Origin of the sequence: Halomonas sp. IOP_14 (assembly GCF_021021315.1) — a bacterium.
In the GTDB taxonomy this organism is placed as follows: Bacteria; Pseudomonadota; Gammaproteobacteria; order Pseudomonadales; family Halomonadaceae; genus Vreelandella; species Vreelandella titanicae.
This window is the reverse complement of record NZ_JAINWD010000002.1, coordinates 249,571-270,307: the sequence shown is the minus strand read 5'-3', so window position 1 is coordinate 270,307 and position 20,737 is coordinate 249,571. Positions and strand designations below refer to the sequence as shown.

The following is a 20,737-nucleotide window of genomic DNA, read 5'->3' as shown; positions in this document are numbered from 1 at the left end:
GTTCATTCGTGCCTGAACCGCTCCGCCAGACCGCGCAGGGCATTGGCATAGAGCAGGGCATCGATACCCACCCCAACAAAGGTGCAGCCCGCAGCAAGATAGCCGCGGGCTGCCTGCTCATCCACCGTCACGATACCTGCGGCCTTTCCTGCCGCACGTATTGTGGTGATGGCATCGTTAATCGCCGCGGTGACGTCAGGATGACTGGCGTTGCCCAGGTGCCCCATTGAGGCCGATAAATCCGCCGGGCCAATGAACACCCCATCGACACCTTCTACTGCGGCGATTGCCTCCAGATTGGCAAGTGCCTGGGGGCTCTCTACCTGCAGCATTAGGCAGATTTCGTCATCGGCGCGGGAGAGGTAGCCTTCTGCCTGCCCCCACCGCGAGGCGCGTGCCAGCACATGACCAACGCCGCGACTACCGCCGGGTGGATAGCGTGTGGCCGCCACCAGCTGGGCAGCCTGCTCAGCCGTTTCCACCATGGGGATTAACAGGTTCTGAACGCCAATATCCAGGTAGCGCTTGATCAGCACCGTATCCCCGGTGGGCGGGCGCACCACCGGGTGGCTGCCATAGGGGGCCAGTGCCTGTAGTTGGGCAAGCAGGCTCGATACATCGTTGGGAGCATGCTCGGCATCAAGCAGCAGCCAATCAAAGCCTGCCGTGGCGGCAATCTCCGCGGTGTAGGCGCTCGCCAAGCCGAGCCAAATCCCCGTTTGGGGCTGTCCCGCCAGCAGTTGCTGCTTAAACGTGTTGTGCGGCATTTTCATTCGCTTTCCTTTTACATCAACATCAATACCCCATAACGTCTGGCAGCCAAGTAGCCAGCCCCGGCACGGCGATGAGCAGTAGAATGGTGGCGATAATCGGCAGTAAGAACGGCATGATCGCTGTGACGACCTGGCCGTAGCGCAACCGTGTGATGCCCACCATCAGGAACAGCACCGTGCCAAAGGGCGGGGTAATAACCCCTACTGAAAGCGTGATCACCATCACAATACCGAAATGCACGGGGTCTAATCCGGCACTTAGCGCCGCGGGAACCACAATCGGGGTAAAAATCAGTATGCTTTCAATCACCGACATAAAGCAGCCGATAAGCAGGAAGAACAGCGCAAAGCAGAGCAACAGCAGGATCGTTGGCATATCGATGCTGGCCACCTGCCCCGCCAACGCCTGAGGGATCCCCATACGCACCAGGATCCAGCCATAAAAGCTGGAGACCGCAATAATCAGCAGGATCACTGCACTGAACATCAGGGTACGGCGGAAAGCGTTATAGAGGTCTCGCCAGTTCAAGTCACGGTAGATCAGCCCGCCTAGAATTACCGCGTAGAGCGAGGCAATAGCCCCCGCCTCGGTGGGTGTGAAGAACCCCCCCCAAATACCACCGACGATAATCGCCGGCATCATTAATGGCAAGATGGCACGCCTACCGGTGCGGGCGACTTCGCAGGCATCAAAGGGTGTGGGCTTGGGCATCACCACCTTGCCACTGGCAGCCAGTAGCACGGTCATCCCCATCAGCAGCAGCGCCATCAAAATACCCGGCAGTAGCCCCGCCATAAACAGCCCGCCAATGCTCACATTGGCTAACCAGCCGTACACAACCAAGGCAATACTGGGCGGCAGAATCGGCCCAATAACGCTGGAAGCAGCGGTAACACCGGTGGAGTAATCCAGCGCATAGCCACGCTCTTTCATGGCTTTGATTTCAATGCTGCCAAGCCCTGCGGCATCGGCAACGGCAGTGCCCGACATAGTGGCAAAAATGGAGCTAGCCACCACATTCGCGTGACCCAGGCCGCCCTTGGTAAAGCCCACCAGCGCGGTGGCGAAGTCGAAAATACGCGTGGTGGTGGAGCCAATATTCATGATGTTGGCGGCCAGAATAAACAACGGTATCGCCAGCAGGGTAAAGTTATTGAGCGTTTGCACCATGCGCAGCGGCAGTAACTCAACGGGCAGCCCACCGGTACCAGTAGCCACCAGGGCGATAAAGGAGGTCACGCCAATGGCGACCACCACAGGCAAACCAATGGCCATCAGTACTAACAGGCCACCGACGAAAATCAGTAGTTCGGTCATGGTTGAGAAGCCTCCTCTTCATGGGACGTTTCCAACCACGCCACCGGGCCGCGCAAAGTTTGCCAAAGGGCAATCAGCGCCATGCCCACAAAGCTGAAAAAGATGCCGTAATAGAGATAGCTGAAGCTGATACTTAACGAGACGGTTTTATTGTTGGCGCTCATGTCCGACATGATCCATGCACCCCAAGCAGCAAGCGCAAAAAAACCGCAGGAAACCAGTGCAGTAAACCGATACTGAATATTCTTACCCAGCCCGGAAAGCTTGTGGCTAAACAGATCGACCACCAGGTGTTCACTGCGCACCCACGCCGATAGCGAGCCAAAGCCAATCGCGTAGATGGCTAACATAGACGCTACTTCTTCGGTCCAGGGCATGCCCAGCCCCAACAAGTCGCGGGCAATGACCGCCGCCACGATCAATAGCAGGATGGCCGCCATTAACGCCACGCCTACCCCATCGCACAGGCGGGTGACGCCGCGCAGCGTATAGAAAGCGATTCGATCCGGCCCTTGGCTGGGCGCTACAGCGTCTTCCACAGCAGAACTCCTTACCCTGACGTCTTTTTTTCGGTTATGAAAACTTAGGTGTCTTATAAAACTTTCTTGTCTTGCAAAACCTATTTATCTTGAAGAACAACGACGGCCCAGTGGGCCGCCGCTATTTCTGCCAAAGGAGGGTTACTCGCTCTGGTTACCCAAGGCGTCTTCACGAACGCCGTCGGCCATTTCGGCCATGACACGATCAATCGCCGGTAGCGCGGCTTCGCGGAAGGCGGCAATATCAGGCTCAATAATCGTCATGCCTTCATCCTGCAGCGCTTCCAGGTAGTACTCATCGAGTTCGCGTTCACGCTCTGTGCCATGCTCACGGGCGACATGAATGGCCTCTTCGATCAATGCCTGGTCGTCTGACTCAAGCCCTTCCCACCAGCGCGCACTTGCCACCCAATTCCACGGAAACTGAACATGGCTGGTCATAATGATGTGATCCTGTACTTCCCATAGACGGCGGGTATAGGGCGATGAGAGCGAGTTCTCGTGACCATCAACCTGCCCCGTTTGCATGGCAAGGTAAATTTCGGGAGCGGGCACATTGACGACCTGGGCGCCGATCTCTTCCCACACTTCCATCCATACTGGCAGCGCAGGAAGGCGCATGCGGAAACCATCAAGATCTTCCGGGGTTTCGATGGCTTTATTGGCGGTCATGTGGCGCGGGCCGCGGTGCTGGGTGCCGAAGTATTTAAGGCCGCCCTGACTCTCCGCCTTTTCAATCAACGCCTGGCCGGAGGGGCTCTCCATATAGGCATCGACTTCGTCCCAGGTTGAGAACACAAAGGGCACAGTAATGGCATCGTATTCAGGCGCGTACTGCTGGCGCCAGTTACCGCCAGTGATAGAGAGCTGGGTTTGACCAAGGTTCAGTAGTTCCAAAACGGCATTTTCGCCGCCCAATGAACCCGCCAGGAAGGGACGAACATCGAAACGACCCGGTGCCTGTTCTTCTAAGTACTCAGCAAAGCGCTCCACCGCTGCGCTTTCCGAACCGCCCTCACTCATGGTGTTGTTAACTTGGATTTCGATAGGATTCGCCAAGACGAACGGCGCCGTCGTTAGCATGCCTAGGGTAGCCAGCGTGGCAAGCAGTTGTTTCCGCATGGGATAGACTCTCTACGGTTGTCGTTATTGGGTGTGGTTCTTGTAACTTTCAGGTAACGCTTACGTGATCTTGAAACATGCATCCCAAGGGCTCAAATCGACGTTCAAGAAGGCTGACTTCGTAAAACACGATGGCTAGAAACGCTGCTATAACGGGCTTTTAAATCCATTCCATCACGGCCGTACGACCAAAGATGAATACCGAGCTCCTTTAATCAACCACTGTTTAGCTTGCTTTAGGCCATTGAAAGGGTAGCTATTGGAGCTTTGCTTTCTCAAACCACGAAGCCATAAGGAGAATTTCTTGAGCTATTGCTCATCCTCTTTCTGGGTAAGGTGATCCACCAAATGCCGGGCAGTCACATGCAACGAGGCATAGCGACGCATGCCAATCACCAGTTCGCGCTGAGCCCATGGATCGCTAAGCGGGATACTTTTAAGCTGTAAGTCTCCCAGATCACGATAGATGGTTTGCTCAGGCAGTACGCCAACACCCATACCATGGTGGATCATGCGGCAAATGGCATCGAAGCTGCGTACCTGAATACGCATTCGCAGCGCTTTACCCGCTAGGTTAGCCTGCTCGTTCAACAGCGACTGCAGCGAGGCATCCTGCTGCAAGCCGATAAAATCGAAAGCTAGCGCTTCATTAAAGGCGATGCTTTCACGCCCAGCCAAAGGATGATCGATAGGAGTCATTAACACGAGTCGATCTTGTCGATAGGAGAGCTGTTGAAGGTCGGGCGCCGCGACATGTCCAGCAAAGATACCGATATCGGTCAGTCCGTCGCGAACGGCAGCGATAATTTCGCTGCTGACCCGCTCCTGAAGATCAATTTTGATTTCCGGGTAGAGGCGTGAGAAGGCGCTGAGATCCTGGGGAAGAAAGGCAATGATCGCCGAAGTATTGGAGTGGATACGCACATGGCCGCGGACGCCTTCGCCATACTCGCTGAGCTCGGCCTGCAGGCGTTCAATGTTATCCATAATACGTCGGGCATGATGCAAAAACGCCTGACCTGCGGGAGTCAGTTCTACACCTCTGGGGCGACGATAGAGCAGCGTGGTGCCGACCAACGTTTCCAGGTCACTTATGCGTTTGCTCACCGCGGCGAGAGCTAAGTGTTCACGCTCCGCCGCCGCCGTCAGTCGACCTTCATCCGCCACGGAGATAAACAGTTTAAGGGTGACAAAATCAAAGCGGCGCATCCTACGAACTCCTTGAAAGCAAGCTCCCTATGGTAGCCCACACCTTCGCCAGCCACGAACCCTTTGTTACCCATTGCCTAATTGTCGCCCCTGATTAGCTCACGCATGCTGGCTAATAGTGAACACTCAATGATAAGAGAGAGCCTTAATGAATGCTTCCGAAGCGCGCCAGCTTCCGCTACAGGGCTTAAAAGTACTTGAGCTTGGCCAACTGATTGCAGGGCCTTTCGCCACCAAACTGCTGGGCGAATTCGGTGCCGACGTGATTAAAATCGAGCCCCCCGGCACCGGCGACCCACTTCGCAAATGGCGAATGATTGAAGACGGCACCTCGCTGTGGTGGCACGTCCAAACCCGCAACAAGCGCTCGGTCGCGTTAGATTTACGCAGCGAAGAGGGGCAAGGCCTGGTGCGCCAGCTCGCAGCCGAGGCCGATGTAGTGGTGGAAAACTTCCGCCCCGGCACCTTAGACAACTGGGGGCTAGGCTGGGAAGCGCTCTCCCAACTCAACCCACGCTTAATCATGGTGCATATTTCCGGCTACGGGCAAACGGGGCCTTACCGCGATAAGCCCGGCTTTGGGGTGATTGGCGAAGCCATGGGCGGGCTGCGTTACCTCACCGGCCAGCCGGGAGAACCCTCGGTACGCGTGGGGGTGAGCATCGGCGACTCGCTTTCCGCGCTCTACGCGGTGATTGGCACGCTACTGGCGCTCCAGGAGCGCAACCGCAGCGGCCTGGGCCAAGAGATCGACGTCGCGCTATATGAGTCGGTATTTGCAATGATGGAGAGCCTACTGCCGGAGTTCGATGCCAGCGGCCAGGTTCGCGAACCCAGCGGCAGCGCCCTGCCCGGCATTACCCCCTCAAACGCCTACCGCTGCCAGGGCGGCGATTACGTGCTGATTGCTGGTAACGGCGACAGCATCTTCAAACGCTTAATGGGCGTGATTGGTCGTGATGATCTCGCCAACGACCCGGCACTGGCCCACAACGATGGGCGCAGCCAGCAAGCCGAGGTGATTGATACCGCGATTCAGTCCTGGACAGAAGAGCGCCCACGGGATGCCATTTTACAGGCGCTGGATGAAGCCCGTGTGCCCGCAGGCTACCCCTACACGGCGGAAGATATCGCCTTTGATCCCCACTATTTGGCGCGGGAGATGATTCAAACGTTCACTCGCCCCAACGGTAAACCGCTAAAAGTACCCGGCGTACTGCCCAAACTGAGCGCTACCCCTGGGCGGCTGGGCGACGGCGGCCCCACGCTTGGCCAACATACCGACGACGTATTGGATGAGCTGGGCATTGACCATGAAACCCGAGCCAAACTGCGCCAAGCGGGCATAATCTAGGAAGTTTATTATGAGCCAGTTATCACCATGCCCCGCCAAGATAGAGATCAACGAAGTTGCTCCCCGGGACGGCCTGCAGATAGAGGCACGCTTTGTGCCCACAGAAGACAAAATCCGCTGGATCGACGCGCTCTCCGCCACCGGGCTACGACGTATTGAAGCAACGTCGTTCACTTCACCCAAAGCAATTCCCAACCTACGCGATGCCGCCGACGTAGTCACCAGCATTCAGCGTCGTGAAGGGGTCGATATCACCGTGCTGGTGCCTAATGTAAAAGGCACCGAGCGAGCGCTTGCCTGCCAAGTGGATGAGATCAATCTGGTGATGTCCGCCAGCAACAGCCACGGGCTGGCCAATCTGCGCATGACGCCAGAGCAATCCCTTGAACAATTCGCGGCGATTTTGGAGGTCAGCAAAGTCAGCGGTGCGTTTATCAACGCCTCGCTCTCCACCGCCTTTGGCTGCCCGTTTGAGGGCGAAGTACCCGAAGCACGGGTGTTGGAACTGGTTGAGAAGCTTATCGACCTTGGCATTCAGGGCGTCACGCTCTGCGATACCACCGGCATGGCCAACCCTGCCCAGGTCAAACGCCTGTGCGCAGCCGTGCTTGAGCGCTGGCCGGAAACGCCGTTCACTCTGCACTTCCACAACACTCGCGGCATGGGGCTGGCTAACGCCCTGGCGGCGTGGCAAGCAGGTATTAGCCGCTTTGATGCCTCACTAGGTGGGCTGGGCGGCTGTCCCTTCGCCCCCGGCGCTAGCGGTAATGTATGCACCGAAGACCTGGTGCATATGTTTGAAGCCATGGGCGTCGATACCGGTGTCGATCTGGATGCACTGCTTGAAGTCGCCGCCACCCTTCCCGACCTTATCGGCCATGATGTGCCGGGGCAGGTGGTAAAAGCCGGGAAATCGACTCGGCGTTATGCGATGCCATAAGTTCATGCCTAAAGCTCACGCCTAAGCGTTAGGCAGGCCCAATCACATGCTTCACTTCCAGATAAGCACTTAGCCCCCAAGGGCCTAGTTCACGCCCAATACCGCTGCGCTTGAAGCCGCCCCAGGCGGTTTCAGGTAGTACTAGCTGCTCGCTGTTGTACCAGATGCTGCCCGCCTTGAGCTGACGGCCAATGCGTTTTGCCCGCTCGGGGTTGCCGCTGATCACCGTGGCGGCTAGGCCATATGCACTGTCATTGGCAAGCTGAATCGCCTCGGCTTCGCTTGCTACGCTGTGGCCGCAGAGCACCGGGCCAAAAATCTCCTCCTGCCACAGGCGGCTTTCCACAGGCACATCACGGTAAAGCGTGGGCGCCAGGAAGTAGCCTTGAGCGGGCAGCGTGCGGTGTTGCCCGTCGCGCACGACCGTCAGCCCTTCCTGTTCGGCCAGATCCAGATAGCGCTGCACGGCGTCGCGTTGCTTGGCGCTGGTTAGCGGTCCTAAGTCGGTACCTTCGGCGAGCGGGTCGCCCAGCGTCAGCGCATCCATACGTTCGGCAAGCGCGGAATAAAGGGCTTCGGCTACGTCTTCATGCACCAATAAACGCGAGGTCGCCGAGCAGATCTGGCCGACATTGAAGTAGATACCCGCCATTACCCAGTCAGCGGCCTGGCCGGGATCGGCATCTTCCATCACCAGAATCGGCGACTTTCCGCCCAGTTCCAGAGAAACGCTGGCGGTACGGGCGCTTGCCGCCTGCATCACCGCTTCACCGACGCGATTGCTGCCGGTAAAGGAAATTTTATCCACATCAGGATGATGGGACAGCGGTGCACCGATACCCTCACCGTCGCCGTTTAGAAGGTTAAGCACCCCCGCGGGCAGGCCAATCTCCAGCGCGATCTCCGCCAGCACCCGTTCGGGGAGCGGCGTGACTTCCGACGGTTTGAGCACCGCGGTACAACCCGCCGCCAAGGCGGGCGCCAGCTTCCAGGCGCTGGTTACCAGCGGAAAATTCCACGGCGCAATCAGCCCTACCACGCCCACGGGGTCGTGATAAGTGCGCGCTTCAACGCCCGCCATCTCCACACTGACCAACTCGCCCTGGCGAGCATCCAGCGCCCTGGCCTGCCCGGCGTAGTAGCGATAGCAGGCAATCGCGTCGCCGAGGTCAATACCCGCTTCCGCCAGCGGCTTGCCGTTGTTGGTCGCCGAAAGCGTGATAATCGAGTCTCGGTGGGCTACCAGTGCATCGGCGAACCCGTCAAGGTATTTTGCCCGTGCACTGCCGCCCAGCGCCTGCCAGGCGGGCTGCGCCTGCTTGGCGGCTTTGACGGCAGCATCGACATCCGCCGCATCCCCGGCGGTTACCTGGGCAATCCGCACTTCGCGATAGGGGTTCATCACGTCGAGCAGGCGGGAGCCCCTCGAGGGCACCCACTGGTTGTTGATAAACTGCTGGCTGATTGACTGCATGGAAATGTCCTAGTCAGAAAAGTCGCACGCACGCTGCCAGGCAGCGGCGTCTATTTCGATCAGTAGAGGCCCGGTCGCTTCATGGTTGGCGAGCGCTCTGGCAAGTTCGGCGGGGCTTTCTACCAGCACACCGGGGCAACCAAAGCCTTCGGCCAGGGTGAGGAAGTTGGGCGCCTGAATATCCACGCCCAGGCGCGCCACACCGTTGGCATCCATATAGCGACGGATCTCTTCGTAGCCGGCGTTGTGCCACAGCACAATCACCACGGGCAGGCGCTCTTCTACGGCGGTTGCGATTTCCGAGAGCGTAAACATCACCCCGCCATCGCCCACCAGTGCCACCACCGGCAGATCCGCTCGCGCAAGCTGTGCGCCCAGCGCCGCCGGCAGCCCATAGCCCAATGTGCCGTAGCCCGTTGAGGCATTGAAGTAGCGCCTGGGCGCCGGCTGGCTGACCAGGTGGTTACCGGCATACACCGGCGCGGTGGAATCGCCTACCAAAATGGCCTCGGGTAGATGCTCGGCAAGCGTTGCATACAGAGGCACAAAGTCGCTAAAGGCCGAGTCGTTGTGAAGGTTCAGCGCGCTCAATACGGCAGCGGTTCGCTCCGCGCCGTGGTGGTTTAGTGGCTCGGGGAAGTGATTAAGCAGAAGTCCAAGGCTACGCCCAGCATCGCCCACCAGTCCAAGCGTGGTGCGCTGGTTGCGCACCAGTTGCTCTGGATCGAGATCGATACGAATCAGCGTGCCGTCGAGGTGAAAGCCGCCATCAAACACCACATCATAATCGGTCTCACCTAGCTCGGTGCCTATGGCCAGAATCACATCGGCATTGGCCGCCAATTCACGCACTTCGGGCAGGGCTGCATTAGCCCCCAAATCCAGCGGATGGTCGCGGCCTAGCAGCCCTTTGGCGTTAATGGTCGTTACCGTGGGAGCATCGAGCTTTTCTACCAGCGCTCGGGCCGCCTCTGGTGATCCCACACAGCCACCGCCTAATAGCACCAGAGGCTGCTTCGCCGCGTGTAACAAGCGGGCGGCTTCGGCAAGCCCTTCTGGATCAGGCGCGGCGCGGTAAAGCCTAGGCGCCTGCCAACTCACCGGCACGTTCACTGGAGCATTGAACAGATCGATGGGGATTTCGATATGCACCGGGCCCGGGCGCGCGCCTTTGAACACGGCAAAGGCCCGGGCCAGCACCTCGGGTAGCGTATTGGCGTCCAACAGCGTGTGGCTGAATCGTGCTACGCCGCTGATCATCTGCTGCTGGCTGGGCAGCTCATGCAGCCGCCCTTGGCCCATGCCCAGCGTATCGCGACGGTTAACGCTGGAGATCACCAGCATAGGGATCGAGTCCGCCAGGGCCTGGCCCATGGCGGTCGCTATATTGGTCATCCCCGGGCCGGTGATAATCAGGCACACCCCCGGCTGGCCGCTTGCCCGGGCATAGCCGTCGGCCATAAACCCGGCGCCCTGCTCATGGCGTGGCGTAACGTGTCTCACATTGCTGCCTTCCAGCCCGCGATAAAGCTCCACCGTATGCACACCGGGGATGCCGAACAGGGCACGTACCCCGTAAGTATCGCGCAGCAGGCGGATCAATAACTCGGCACAGGTCATCGCCGCTTGATTGCTCGTTGCATCAGTATTCGTTGCATCAGCGTTCATTGAAGGCCCCTTAGAAGAAAAACGTATGGGCCATAAAGGCAATGATCGGCAGCGTAATGGCGGTACGCAGCAGGAAGATGGCGACCAGCTCCCAGAGTCTGATGGGGATTTTCGACTTGAGCAGCAACGCGCCGATTTCCGACATGTAGATCAACTGGGTGAGCGACAGGCAGGCAATCACAAAACGGGTGAGTTCGCTTTCGATATTGGTCGCCAGCACCGCGGGCAGGAACATATCGGCAAAGCCCACCAGAGTGGCAGGCGCCGCCGCCTCTGCTTCAGGAATCCGCAGCAGCTCAAGCACCGGCACCATGGGGTAGGAAAGCCAGGTAAATAGCGGGGTAAACTCCGCCAGAATCAGCGCTACCGTACCAATGGCAAACACCAGAGGAAGTAAGCCGAGGAAAATATCCATCACGTTGAGGAGCGCCAAACGTGCCAGCTCACGGGGCCCGGGAGCTCCAGCGGCGCGATTGGTGGCCTGAATCAAGCTGTAACGGAACAGACCCACTTTCTCAGTTCGCTCCTCGTTCAGTTGGCAGCCCACTGGCTCGTAGTAGTCATTGGACTTGCGCGACAGCGGCGGCAGGCGCGGCACGATGACCGCAGCGATCAACCCGGACACCACCACCGTAAAGTAGAACTGCACAAACAGGTGATTAATATCGACAAAGCTGGTGACCAATAGCGCAAACGCGATCGACACCACGGAAAAGTTGGTGGCAATCACCGAAGCTTCACGACCATTATAATAGCCCTGCTCGTACTGCTGCGTGGTGATAAGCACACCGACGGTACCCGATCCCATCCATGAGGCGGTGGCGTCGATAGCGCTGCGTCCCGGCAAATTAAAAATCACCCGAAACGGCTTACGTACCATACTGCCGATGAACTCCATAAAGCCAAACTCGACCAGAAATGGCAGTAGGAGTGCGGCAAAGAAGAAGAATGTTAATAGTACCGGCGCCAGATCATTGAGCATCACTCCACCGGTAAAGGACGCAGTGACGAACTCAGGCCCAAACTGAAAATAGGTCATCACAGCAAACAGTGCGCCTAAAACGCGCATCACCAACCACACTGAACCGACATGAAACATTTCATGTAGCATGCCTTTTTTGGCCCAGGCAGGGTTAGCTAGCTTGGCGTAAATCGTCGCTACCACCGACAGGCAGAGTACGACTACCGCAATAGCTGGCAGCGCCGAGCCCAGCAGAGTTTGCAGGCTATCGGCCATTAGACCCATGCCGATGTTAATGGTATCGCCGACTTGAAAAGGGACGAGAAACAGCAGCACCCCAATTAGCGATGGAATGATAAATTTCAGTAAGTGCGCGCGGGGTATCGGTGCCGACGAAGTCGGCTGTTCCGATTTAACGTTGCTATACGACATAGGGTTCACCCATTGGAAGTGATTATTGGAGGTGGGCTGGCGGCGTAACTAGGTCAGTACTTTTTTATTTAGTCGCTATTTCTTTGTTAGCTATTTGGTCGGCGTCACTCGCTGTGTTTAACGCCCGGCAGTACGCAGAGCATTTCATACAGCAGCGTGGCGCCCATCAGCGCGGTGTTGCCGCTGGGGTCATAAGGTGGGGATACTTCCACCAGGTCGCCACCGACAATATTCAGCCCAGCGGCACCGCGAACCAGCTCCAATCCTTGGCTAGAGGTCAGCCCGCCCATTTCCACCGTGCCGGTACCGGGGGCAACAGAAGGATCCAGGCCGTCGATGTCGAAACTGATGTACACCGGGATATTGCCCATCTGCTCGCGCACTTCCTGCATCAACGGCGCTAGCGAGCGGTACCAGCACTCTTCGGCGGGAACGACGCGAAAGCCCTGATCGCGGCACCAATCAAAATCCTCAGCGGCATAGCCGGTACCGCGCAGGCCGATTTGCACTACCTTGCCATGGGCCAGCAACCCCTCCTCCTGGGCACGACGAAACGGCGTACCGTGGGCAATTGGCTCACCGAACATGTGCTCATTGACATCGGCGTGAGCATCGATATGAATCAACCCCACCGGGCCGTGCTTTTTGGCCATGGCGCGAAGAATTGGCAACGTCAGGGTGTGCTCCCCGCCCAGGGTCAGCGGAATGCAGTTATGTTTCAGCACGTCATCGTAAAAGGCGGTGATGATGTCGACGCTTTTCGGCAGATGAAAGGTGTTGATAGGCACATCACCGATATCGGCCACTTGCAAGCTTTCAAAGGGCGCGGCGCGGGTCGCCATATTGTAAGGGCGCAGCATACGCGACTCATCGCGAATCTGGCGTGGTCCAAGCCGCGTGCCGGGGCGGTTTGAAGTGCCGATATCCATGGGAATGCCAATAAATGCCGCATCCAAACCCTCGGCTGTCTCTTGGGTGGGCAGGCGCATCATGGTGGCAGGGCCTGCAAAGCGCGGCATGGTGTTTCCGCCCAAGGGCTGATTAAACTCCGACATACACATCTCCTTATATTTTTGGCGGTGAGCACGGTGTAGGTATTGGCCTAGCTCTTTTCACTACTCTTCTAAAGTCATTGCACAGACCATGCCAAGTCGTAGATGCCTATAAAGTGGTGGGATTAGCGACCAAACGATGCAAAAATGAATCAACTAGAGGCTTTTTTAATTCATTTTTGTATCAAAGATTCATAAATGAATCACTCAGAGGAGTTGGCTGCGATGAGTGAAATAGACAGGCGTGTGCTGCGAACCATTGTGGAGACCGCAAACGACCACTTCTTTATCGTCAGTGGCGATGGGCAAATAGTGGATATTAGCCCAGGAGCAGAAGCGGTTTACGGGGTATCCAGAGAAGAGCTGCTCTCCAGCAGTGTGCAGCAACTGCAAGCGGCCGGGGTGCTCAAACCCTCCATCACCATGGAAGTGATGCGCACCCGCCGGCCTGCACAGCTTATGCAGGTCACCGGAACAGGCCGCCGGGTGATTGCCGAAGCCTATCCTGTATTCGTCGACGGCAAGCTGGAGCGCATTATCAGCCGCTCGCGGGATTTAACCGACTTGCAGTTACTGCAGGACGAATATGCGCTGCTGCAAAAACGCTTTAGCGAACACTTAAAGCGCAGTCAGGCAGCGCCAGACGCGGAAGAGCAGGCGTTGGATGACGCCCTGGACAATTTGCAGGTGCGTAGCAGCGTGATGCGTGAAATTGCGCTGCTGCTTAAGCGGGTCGCCCCTTCGGATGCCAATGTGCTGATGCTGGGTGAATCAGGTGTGGGTAAAACCGCCTTTGCCAAGCAGCTACACCGCTGGAGCCAGCGCTGTGACGGCCCCTTTATCGACGTTAACTGCGCGGCGATTCCAGAGAATCTGTTTGAGTCCGAGATGTTTGGCTACCAGCCCGGCGCTTTCAGCGGTGCCGCCCGCCAGGGCAAAGCCGGGCTGTTAGAGCAGGCCGAGGGCGGTACGCTGTTTTTGGATGAAATAGGCGAGCTGCCGCTGCTAATGCAAACCAAACTGCTCAAGGTGATTCAGGACGGTAGCTTGACCCGACTGGGTGACACCCGATCACGCAAAGTCAATTTTCGCTTGGTCGTGGCGACCAACCAGGATTTGGGCAAGCAAGTAGAAGCAGGACTTTTTCGTCTGGATCTTTACTACCGCCTCAATGTGATCCCGGTCACCCTGCCGCCACTTCGTGACCGCCGGGAGGATATCCCCGACCTGGTTGAAGCGTGTTTAAACCGGCTCAACCAGCGCTACGGGCGGCAAAAAATTCTTGATACCCGCGTTTGGTCGACACTGATGGGCAGCGAATGGCCGGGTAACGTCCGCGAGCTGGAGAACTGGCTAGAGAGAGCTTGGCTTTCCAGCCCCACCGATCAAATCGAAGAGCCTGCCGCACTCCCTCACGCCGAACAGTTCCCGGCCAACTTGCCGAGCGCCTCGCCAGCAAGGTCGGCAGTAGCACTCGAGCCCCAGGAAACCCTCAAGCAGTACCTAGCGCGGCTGGAGCGTGAAACGCTTGAAGAGCTGTGCAACACACTCCCCAGCACCTATGCCATTGCCGAGCGGCTGGGCATCAGCCAATCCAGTGTGGTGCGCAGGCTTCAGCGCTATGGCATTAAAGTGACCAAGTGAATTTTTATCTTGACACAGCGGGTGTCATCAACCATCCATGTAAGTGTCATGAAACGGCAACACCTTCAACACAAGCTGAACCAATAACAACCAACAGCCGGTGATGTGTGTGCTATGTCAAACCAATCGCGTATTCGCCTGGAGCGCGTCACTAAACGTTGGGGCGCGACCACTGCCGTCGATGAAATCTCCTTCGATGTCACGCCTGGGCAATTTGTCATTCTGCTCGGCCCTTCAGGCTGCGGTAAATCCACCACGCTACGCATGATCGCGGGCCTGGAAGAGGCCAGCAACGGACGTATACATATCGGCGAGCGCGACGTCACACACCTGCCGCCCGGCGACCGTGGGCTGAGCATGGTGTTTCAGTCCTACGCGCTGTTTCCGCATTTGAGTGTGGCTGACAATATCGTGTTTGGCCTGCGCAGCCGCAAGGTACCCAAAGCCGAGCAGCGCGAGCGGCTAGCCAAGGTGGCCGAACTGGTTGATTTAACCGATTATCTGAACCGCAAACCTGCCCAGCTTTCCGGCGGTCAACGCCAGCGGGTTGCTTTGGCGCGCTCGGTTATTTCCGAACACCCGATCTGCCTGATGGATGAACCGCTATCCAACCTGGACGCCCGGCTGCGCAGCGACATGCGCCGGGAAATCAAAGCATTACAAAGCCGCCTGAATATGACGGTTATCTACGTCACCCACGACCAGGTGGAAGCCATGAGCATGGGCGATCGTGTGATTCTGATGCAGCACGGCAAAATAGTTCAGGACGGCACCCCGGACGAGCTTTATAACCGCCCCGCTAGCGCTTTTGCCGCCAGTTTTATTGGCAGCCCCGCCATGAACCTGCTGCCCCTAGTGGCCGGTGAGAATGGCGCCGTTATCGAAGGCGAACCAAGTACCCCCGTAGCCCCCTTGGATGCCGCTGGTGGACACTTGGGCATCCGCCCGGAAGATATCGAACTGCGAATCGCACCCGCTTCCGGCGTACCCGCTAACGTATTAAGTGAAGAGTATCTTGGAGCGGACACCATTGCTTATGTCGCGGTGGGATCGCACACCCTACGCGTGCGGCTTAGCGGCAAGCAGGCACTGACAGGCCAGCCATGCAGCCTCTATTGGACTCCACAGAATACACACCTTTTCGATGCCGAAGGCCTGCGGCGGGATGACCTGACGCCGCCCCCATTTCCCAACTCATCTCGAAGCGTTCCTCGTCCACCGGCGGTGGGCTCTTTCCAACACTGACAGCAGTATTGACACTTGCGGAGTCTCTTATGTGTTTGCGTACCCCTTTTGCAATGACCGCCCTGGCAGCGGGCTTGTTAAGCGCCGCCCAGGTAAACGCGGATAGCGTCGATCTGACCATGTACTACCCGGTCGCGGTGGGCGGTGCACTCACCGACGTTGTTGATAATCTGGTGGAAGAGTTTGAGAGCGAATACCCCGATATCAATGTGGAAGCGATCTACGCCGGTAACTACGACGACACCCGCGTGCGCGCCATGTCGGCGATGGAAGCGGGTGATACACCGCAGCTGTCGGTCATGTTCTCCATCGATCTATACGAGCTGATTGAGCAGAATGCCATCGTCGCTTTTGACGACCTGATCGAAACCGATGAAGAGCGCGAATGGCTCGATGGCTTCTACCCAGGGCTGATGGAAAATGGCCAACTGGACGGTAAAACCTACGGCATTCCCTTCCAGCGCTCCACAATCGTACTGTTCTGGAACAAAGACGCCTTTGAAGCCGCTGGCCTAGACCCCGAAACACCCCCGGAAAACTGGGAAGAGATGGCCGAGATGGCGGCGACTGTGCGCGAAGCCTCCAACGGCGAGCAGTGGGGCGTGATGGTGCCGTCGACTGGCTACCCCTACTGGATGTTCCAAGCCTTCGCCTTTCAGAACGGCCATCGGTTAATGAGCGAAGATGGCACCGAGGTCTACTTTGACGATCCCGCAGCGGTTGAAGCGCTGGAGTACTGGGTATCGCTGGCCACCGAGCACAATGCCATGCCTGACGGCACCATTGAGTGGGGCACCCTGCGCCAGAACTTCCTGGAAGAGTCCACGGCAATGATGTGGCACACCACGGGCAACCTGACCGCCGTACGCAGCGAAGCCAATTTTGATTTTGGCGTCGCCATGCTGCCGATGAAAACCCAGCGCGGCAGCCCTACCGGCGGCGGCAACTTCTACATTTTTGAAGATGCCACTGAAGAAGAGCAGCGCGCGGCGATGACCTTTATTCGCTGGATGACCGCTCCCGAGAGAGCCGCTGCCTGGTCGATTGAAACCGGCTATATGGGCGTTAGCCCCGCCGCCTACGAAACCGACGCGCTGCAAAGCTATGTGAAAGAGTTCCCACCCGCCGCGGTTGCCCGCGACCAGCTTGAACATGGCACGGCGGAGCTTTCCACCTACCAGGGTGGCCGTATTCGCCGCGCCTTGGATAACGCCGTGCAGGCGGCACTCACCGGTCAAATGACGCCGCAAGAAGCGCTTAGCCAGGCGCAGCAGGAAGCCGACAGCGTGTTGCGCCGCTACGCCCGCTAATCGTTAGCCATTTGACTGTTCGCCGGGGCATGCCCCGGCTTTTCCAACGTGCGGTACGTCTCTATGTCATTCACTAACCACCGCAAAATGCAGCTCTATGGCGCGCTTCTGCTGCTGCCCGCTGCGGTACTGCTGACGACGTTTGCTTATTTACCAACCGTGACAACGGTCATTAACAGCCTTTTTTTACCCGGCTTTCGCGGTGCTCCCACTGAATTCGTAGGCCTTGAAAATTATCAGGTGTTGTTCGATGACCCGACGTTTTGGAAAGTAGCCCGTAACAACTTAATCTACGCCGTCGGTACGATTCCTACGTCTATCGCGCTGGCCTTGGGTATGGCGCTGTTCGTCAATGGCAAGCTTCGCGGGCGAGGCTTTGTGCGCATGGCTTACTTTACGCCGACGATTCTACCCATGATCGCCGCGGCCAATATCTGGATGTTTTTCTACGCGCCGCAGATTGGCCTATTCAATAAACTGCTCGGCATGTTGGGCTTTTCCGGGGTGAACTGGCTGGGCGATCCAAGCGTTGCGTTAAGCTCGGTGATCGTGATGTCGGTGTGGAAAGAAGCCGGCTTTTTTATGATTTTCTACCTGGCGGCGCTACAGAGCATGCCACCCGAGTTGAAAGAGGCGGCTGACTTAGAAGGCACTAGCCGCTGGAGCTTCTTTTGGCGTGTCACCTTTCCGCTACTCATGCCCACCACGCTGTTTGTGCTGATCAATGCGCTGATTAACTCGGTGCGGGTCGTGGATCACTTATTTATCTTGACCAAGGGCGGGCCCAACAACGCCACCAACCTGCTGCTTTATTACGTCTACGAGAATGCGTTCTCGTTCTTTGACCGCACCACGGCAGCCACCATTACGGTGGTTATTCTGCTGGTGCTCGCGGTAGTGGCCACGCTTAAGTTCACGATTTTAGATCGCAGGACGCACTATCAATGAAGTCGACTACTACCTATGCGCCCCGCTCCCGTTTCGTCTCAATTCCAACGCTGGAAACAGTGGCTGCGTGGCTACTGGCGATTATTTGGATTTTTCCGCTGCTGTATGCCTTTTGGGCCGCCTTCCATCCCAGCGAGTTTATGGTGAACTTTGAGCTCTTCGCCCCGCTAACGCTGGAGAATTTCACTAACGCCTGGTCTCAAGCGCCCTTTGCCCGCTACTACCTGAACACCTTTGCGCTGGTGACAGGGGTGGTGATCGGTCAGTTTGTGGTCTGTACCCTGGCAGCGTTTGCCTTTGCGCGCTTTCCGATTCCCGGCAAGAACATATTATTTATGCTGGTGCTGATTCAGCTCTTTGTGTTCCCCGAAGTGCTGATTGTCGAGAACTACCGCATCGCCAGTGAGCTGGGACTGATCAACACCATCACCGGGATTGGCTTACCTTACGTGGCCAGCGCCTTGGGTATTTTTCTGCTCCGCCAAACCTTTAAAACTATCCCCCGAGAGTTGGAAGACGCCGCACGCATCGAAGGCTGCAACTGGCTGGAAATTTTGTGGAAGGTGTACGTACCGCTCGCCAAGCCCACCTACCTTGCTTACGGGCTGGTCTCAATTAGCCACCACTGGAACAACTTTATCTGGCCGCTAGTGGTGACCAACTCGGTAGAGAGTCGCCCGTTAACGGTAGGCTTAGGGGTATTTTCCGCGCCCGAAACCGGCGTTAACTGGGCCACCGTCAGTGCCGCGACGCTACTTAGCATCGCCCCTCTGTTAGTGGCTTTCCTGCTTTTCCAGCGCCAGTTCGTTCAGTCGTTTCTGCGTGCGGGGATTCGCTAGGCAAAATTCCTTGAGTTTTCGTGCGACAATTCTCTCTCAAGCACGAGACAAGGAGAGCATTGATGCACGGCGACCCTCACCCGGCAGCCCTCAAGGTACTGCAGGAAGTATTTGGCTACGACAGCTTTCGCGGCCCACAGCAGGCCATCATCGAGCATGTGATTGCCGGGGGCGATGCGCTGGTGCTGATGCCCACCGGCGGTGGCAAGTCGCTGTGCTATCAAATCCCGGCACTGCTGCGCGAAGGCACCGCGATTGTGGTCTCGCCGCTGATCGCGCTAATGCAGGATCAGGTGGCGGCGCTTGAGCAGAACGGGGTCAGGGCGGCTTACCTGAACTCCAGCCTCGATTATCACGAGGCGGTCGAGGTGGAGAACCGCCTGCGGTCGGGCGAGCTGGATCTGTTATATGTCGCGCCCGAGCGACTGGCCACTGCGCGTATGCAGATGCTGCTGGAGCAGACCCGGATTGCGCTGTTCGCCATTGATGAAGCCCACTGCGTCTCCCAGTGGGGCCACGATTTTCGTCCTGAGTATCGCCAGCTCTCCCAGCTTCATCAGCGCTTTCCCCAGGTGCCCCGCATCGCCCTCACCGCCACTGCCGATGTGCCCACCCGGGGCGATATCATGGAGCATCTGCAGCTCCAGGAGGCGGCACTTTACAACAGCGGCTTTGACCGGCCCAACATTCGCTACCATATCGCCGAAAATCAGGGTAACGCCAAGGAACAGCTGCTGCGCTTTATTCGCGAGCACCACGACGGCGAGGCGGGTATCGTCTACTGCCTTTCCCGGCGCAAGGTGGAGGAGACCGCCGCCTGGCTGGAACGCCAGGGGCTGACGGTACTGCCCTACCACGCGGGGCTTCCCCCCGAGCAGCGCCAGCAGCATCAGACCCGCTTTCTGCGTGAAGATGGTGTCGTGGTAGTGGCCACCATCGCCTTTGGCATGGGCATCGACAAGCCCGACGTGCGCTTTGTGGCCCACCTCAACCTGCCCAAGAGTATCGAAGCCTACTACCAAGAGACCGGCCGCGCCGGGCGTGACGGCCTGCCCGCCGATGCCTGGATGGCCTATGGACTTCAGGATGTGATCACGCTGCGCCAGATGCAGCAGAACTCCAGCGCCGCCGACCATCAAAAGCGCATCGAACAACAGAAGCTCGACGCCATGCTCGGGCTGTGTGAAATCATCAGCTGCCGCCGCCAGGCACTGTTGCACTATTTTGGCGATCATCTGGACGCCCCCTGCGGCAACTGCGACAACTGCCTGACCCCACCCGAGACCTGGGAGGCCACCGTGGCGGCGCAAAAGGCGCTCTCCTGTGTCTACCGCACTGAGCAGCGCTTCGGCGTGACCTACCTTGTGGATGTGCTGCTAGGTAAAAGCAACGAGCGCATCACCCGCTTTGGTCACGACAGACTCAGCACCTACGGCATAGGCAAAGACCTCTCCGCCAACGAATGGAAGGCGCTCTTTCGCCAGATGATTGCCAGCGGCTTTTTGAGCGTGGATATGGAGGGCCACGGCGGCATTAAGCTCACTGCCAATGCCAAGCCGGTGCTGCGCGGCGAGCAGACTCTAACTCTGCGCAAGCCAAGCAACAAACCCAGCAAAGCCAAAACCGCTCGACGGGGAAGCAAAAGCACCTCTGCTCCGCAGGGCCACGGCCCGCTGTGGGAAGCCCTGCGTCGGCACCGCCGGGAAATGGCCGAAGCCCAGGGCGTGCCAGCCTATGTGATCTTCCACGACGCCACCCTGGCCGAAATGGTCGAACAGAAACCCCAGAGTCTGGCGGCACTGGGCGCGATCTCGGGTATTGGTGCACGTAAGTTGGAAGATTATGGAGAGGGTTTTCTGGACGTCATCTTGGCGCATCAGGAATCCAAGCAAAACAGCTGAATCAGCAC

General features: G+C 57.8%; 17 protein-coding genes. 8 read left to right on the top strand and 9 right to left on the bottom strand.

All coding sequences use genetic code 11. The features are described from left to right. Positions 1-2: 2 nt before the first annotated feature. The 5 genes from hpaI to K7H09_RS02815 all read right to left on the bottom strand — a co-directional run bounded on the left by hpaI (position 3) and on the right by K7H09_RS02815 (position 4,961). The gene (hpaI, locus tag K7H09_RS02835) at positions 3-773 is read right to left on the bottom strand and encodes a 4-hydroxy-2-oxoheptanedioate aldolase (protein WP_141440631.1); all 771 of its coding nucleotides are present in this window, start codon (positions 771-773) and stop codon (positions 3-5) included. A 22-nt stretch (positions 774-795) separates the two neighbouring features. Continuing rightward, positions 796-2,091 carry a TRAP transporter large permease gene (locus tag K7H09_RS02830; RefSeq protein WP_009287487.1) on the bottom strand — a complete coding sequence of 432 codons (1,296 nt, stop codon included), beginning with the start codon at positions 2,089-2,091 and terminating at the stop codon, positions 796-798. Continuing rightward, the gene (locus K7H09_RS02825) at positions 2,088-2,630 is read right to left on the bottom strand and encodes a TRAP transporter small permease (RefSeq protein ID WP_141440630.1); all 543 of its coding nucleotides are present in this window, start codon (positions 2,628-2,630) and stop codon (positions 2,088-2,090) included. The genes K7H09_RS02830 and K7H09_RS02825 overlap by 4 nt, the downstream gene beginning before the upstream one ends. A gap of 141 nt (positions 2,631-2,771) precedes the next feature. Continuing rightward, positions 2,772-3,752 (bottom strand): TRAP transporter substrate-binding protein, encoded by a 981-nt coding sequence (locus K7H09_RS02820; RefSeq protein ID WP_141440629.1) that lies wholly within the window; start codon positions 3,750-3,752, stop codon positions 2,772-2,774. Positions 3,753-4,061: 309 nt separating this feature from the next. Next, entirely contained in the window at positions 4,062-4,961 is a 900-nt protein-coding gene (locus K7H09_RS02815) for a LysR family transcriptional regulator (protein ID WP_022521899.1), read from the bottom strand. A 148-nt stretch (positions 4,962-5,109) separates the two neighbouring features. Between K7H09_RS02815 and K7H09_RS02810 the strand changes: the two genes are divergently transcribed. Then, positions 5,110-6,315: a CaiB/BaiF CoA transferase family protein gene (locus K7H09_RS02810; RefSeq protein WP_230803487.1), complete on the top strand. Its 1,206-nt coding sequence runs from the start codon at positions 5,110-5,112 to the stop codon at positions 6,313-6,315. A gap of 10 nt (positions 6,316-6,325) precedes the next feature. Further along, positions 6,326-7,255: a hydroxymethylglutaryl-CoA lyase gene (locus tag K7H09_RS02805; protein WP_230803485.1), complete on the top strand. Its 930-nt coding sequence runs from the start codon at positions 6,326-6,328 to the stop codon at positions 7,253-7,255. A 28-nt stretch (positions 7,256-7,283) separates the two neighbouring features. On the opposite strand, the gene K7H09_RS02800 is transcribed toward K7H09_RS02805, so the two are convergent. The 4 genes from K7H09_RS02800 to speB form a co-directional block, all read right to left on the bottom strand. Further along, positions 7,284-8,729, bottom strand: coding sequence for an aldehyde dehydrogenase family protein (locus tag K7H09_RS02800; RefSeq protein WP_230803483.1), 1,446 nt, complete (start codon positions 8,727-8,729; stop codon positions 7,284-7,286). A 9-nt stretch (positions 8,730-8,738) separates the two neighbouring features. Next, positions 8,739-10,397 carry a 5-guanidino-2-oxopentanoate decarboxylase gene (locus K7H09_RS02795; RefSeq protein ID WP_230803482.1) on the bottom strand — a complete coding sequence of 553 codons (1,659 nt, stop codon included), beginning with the start codon at positions 10,395-10,397 and terminating at the stop codon, positions 8,739-8,741. A 10-nt stretch (positions 10,398-10,407) separates the two neighbouring features. Beyond that, positions 10,408-11,790 carry a YjiH family protein gene (locus K7H09_RS02790; RefSeq protein WP_230803481.1) on the bottom strand — a complete coding sequence of 461 codons (1,383 nt, stop codon included), beginning with the start codon at positions 11,788-11,790 and terminating at the stop codon, positions 10,408-10,410. Between the two features lie 104 nt (positions 11,791-11,894). Then, positions 11,895-12,845 carry an agmatinase gene (gene speB, locus K7H09_RS02785; protein ID WP_230803479.1) on the bottom strand — a complete coding sequence of 317 codons (951 nt, stop codon included), beginning with the start codon at positions 12,843-12,845 and terminating at the stop codon, positions 11,895-11,897. 222 nt (positions 12,846-13,067) lie between these two features. Here speB and K7H09_RS02780 point away from each other — a divergent pair, with 222 nt between their 5' ends. The 6 genes from K7H09_RS02780 (at position 13,068) to recQ (ending at position 20,729) form a co-directional block, all read left to right on the top strand. After that, positions 13,068-14,486: a sigma-54 interaction domain-containing protein gene (locus K7H09_RS02780; RefSeq protein WP_138799373.1), complete on the top strand. Its 1,419-nt coding sequence runs from the start codon at positions 13,068-13,070 to the stop codon at positions 14,484-14,486. A gap of 114 nt (positions 14,487-14,600) precedes the next feature. Beyond that, positions 14,601-15,731, top strand: coding sequence for an ABC transporter ATP-binding protein (locus K7H09_RS02775; protein ID WP_138799372.1), 1,131 nt, complete (start codon positions 14,601-14,603; stop codon positions 15,729-15,731). 29 nt (positions 15,732-15,760) lie between these two features. Next, the gene (locus K7H09_RS02770) at positions 15,761-17,041 is read left to right on the top strand and encodes an ABC transporter substrate-binding protein (RefSeq protein WP_138799371.1); all 1,281 of its coding nucleotides are present in this window, start codon (positions 15,761-15,763) and stop codon (positions 17,039-17,041) included. 63 nt (positions 17,042-17,104) lie between these two features. Next, entirely contained in the window at positions 17,105-17,989 is an 885-nt protein-coding gene (locus K7H09_RS02765) for a carbohydrate ABC transporter permease (protein ID WP_138799370.1), read from the top strand. Continuing rightward, positions 17,986-18,828, top strand: a complete 843-nt coding sequence (locus K7H09_RS02760) for a carbohydrate ABC transporter permease (protein ID WP_230803477.1) — start codon at positions 17,986-17,988, stop codon at positions 18,826-18,828. Before K7H09_RS02765 ends, K7H09_RS02760 begins: the two co-directional genes overlap by 4 nt. A 62-nt stretch (positions 18,829-18,890) precedes the next feature. Next, on the top strand, positions 18,891-20,729 hold the full coding sequence (gene recQ, locus K7H09_RS02755) for a DNA helicase RecQ (protein WP_230803475.1): 1,839 nt from the start codon (positions 18,891-18,893) through the stop codon (positions 20,727-20,729). Positions 20,730-20,737 lie beyond the last annotated feature (8 nt).

Excerpts from the sequence above, each read along its gene's own strand:
- hpaI (WP_141440631.1), bottom strand. The coding sequence starts at position 773 with ATGAAAATGCCGCACAACACGTTTAAGCAGCAACTGCTGGCGGGACAG.
- K7H09_RS02830 (WP_009287487.1), bottom strand. The coding sequence starts at position 2,091 with ATGACCGAACTACTGATTTTCGTCGGTGGCCTGTTAGTACTGATGGCC.
- K7H09_RS02820 (WP_141440629.1), bottom strand. The coding sequence starts at position 3,752 with ATGCGGAAACAACTGCTTGCCACGCTGGCTACCCTAGGCATGCTAACG.
- K7H09_RS02815 (WP_022521899.1), bottom strand. The coding sequence starts at position 4,961 with ATGCGCCGCTTTGATTTTGTCACCCTTAAACTGTTTATCTCCGTGGCG.
- K7H09_RS02810 (WP_230803487.1), top strand. The coding sequence starts at position 5,110 with ATGAATGCTTCCGAAGCGCGCCAGCTTCCGCTACAGGGCTTAAAAGTA.
- K7H09_RS02805 (WP_230803485.1), top strand. The coding sequence starts at position 6,326 with ATGAGCCAGTTATCACCATGCCCCGCCAAGATAGAGATCAACGAAGTT.
- K7H09_RS02800 (WP_230803483.1), bottom strand. The coding sequence starts at position 8,729 with ATGCAGTCAATCAGCCAGCAGTTTATCAACAACCAGTGGGTGCCCTCG.
- K7H09_RS02795 (WP_230803482.1), bottom strand. The coding sequence starts at position 10,397 with ATGAACGCTGATGCAACGAATACTGATGCAACGAGCAATCAAGCGGCG.
- K7H09_RS02790 (WP_230803481.1), bottom strand. The coding sequence starts at position 11,790 with ATGTCGTATAGCAACGTTAAATCGGAACAGCCGACTTCGTCGGCACCG.
- speB (WP_230803479.1), bottom strand. The coding sequence starts at position 12,845 with ATGTCGGAGTTTAATCAGCCCTTGGGCGGAAACACCATGCCGCGCTTT.
- K7H09_RS02780 (WP_138799373.1), top strand. The coding sequence starts at position 13,068 with ATGAGTGAAATAGACAGGCGTGTGCTGCGAACCATTGTGGAGACCGCA.
- K7H09_RS02775 (WP_138799372.1), top strand. The coding sequence starts at position 14,601 with ATGTCAAACCAATCGCGTATTCGCCTGGAGCGCGTCACTAAACGTTGG.
- K7H09_RS02770 (WP_138799371.1), top strand. The coding sequence starts at position 15,761 with ATGTGTTTGCGTACCCCTTTTGCAATGACCGCCCTGGCAGCGGGCTTG.
- K7H09_RS02765 (WP_138799370.1), top strand. The coding sequence starts at position 17,105 with ATGTCATTCACTAACCACCGCAAAATGCAGCTCTATGGCGCGCTTCTG.
- K7H09_RS02760 (WP_230803477.1), top strand. The coding sequence starts at position 17,986 with ATGAAGTCGACTACTACCTATGCGCCCCGCTCCCGTTTCGTCTCAATT.
- recQ (WP_230803475.1), top strand. The coding sequence starts at position 18,891 with ATGCACGGCGACCCTCACCCGGCAGCCCTCAAGGTACTGCAGGAAGTA.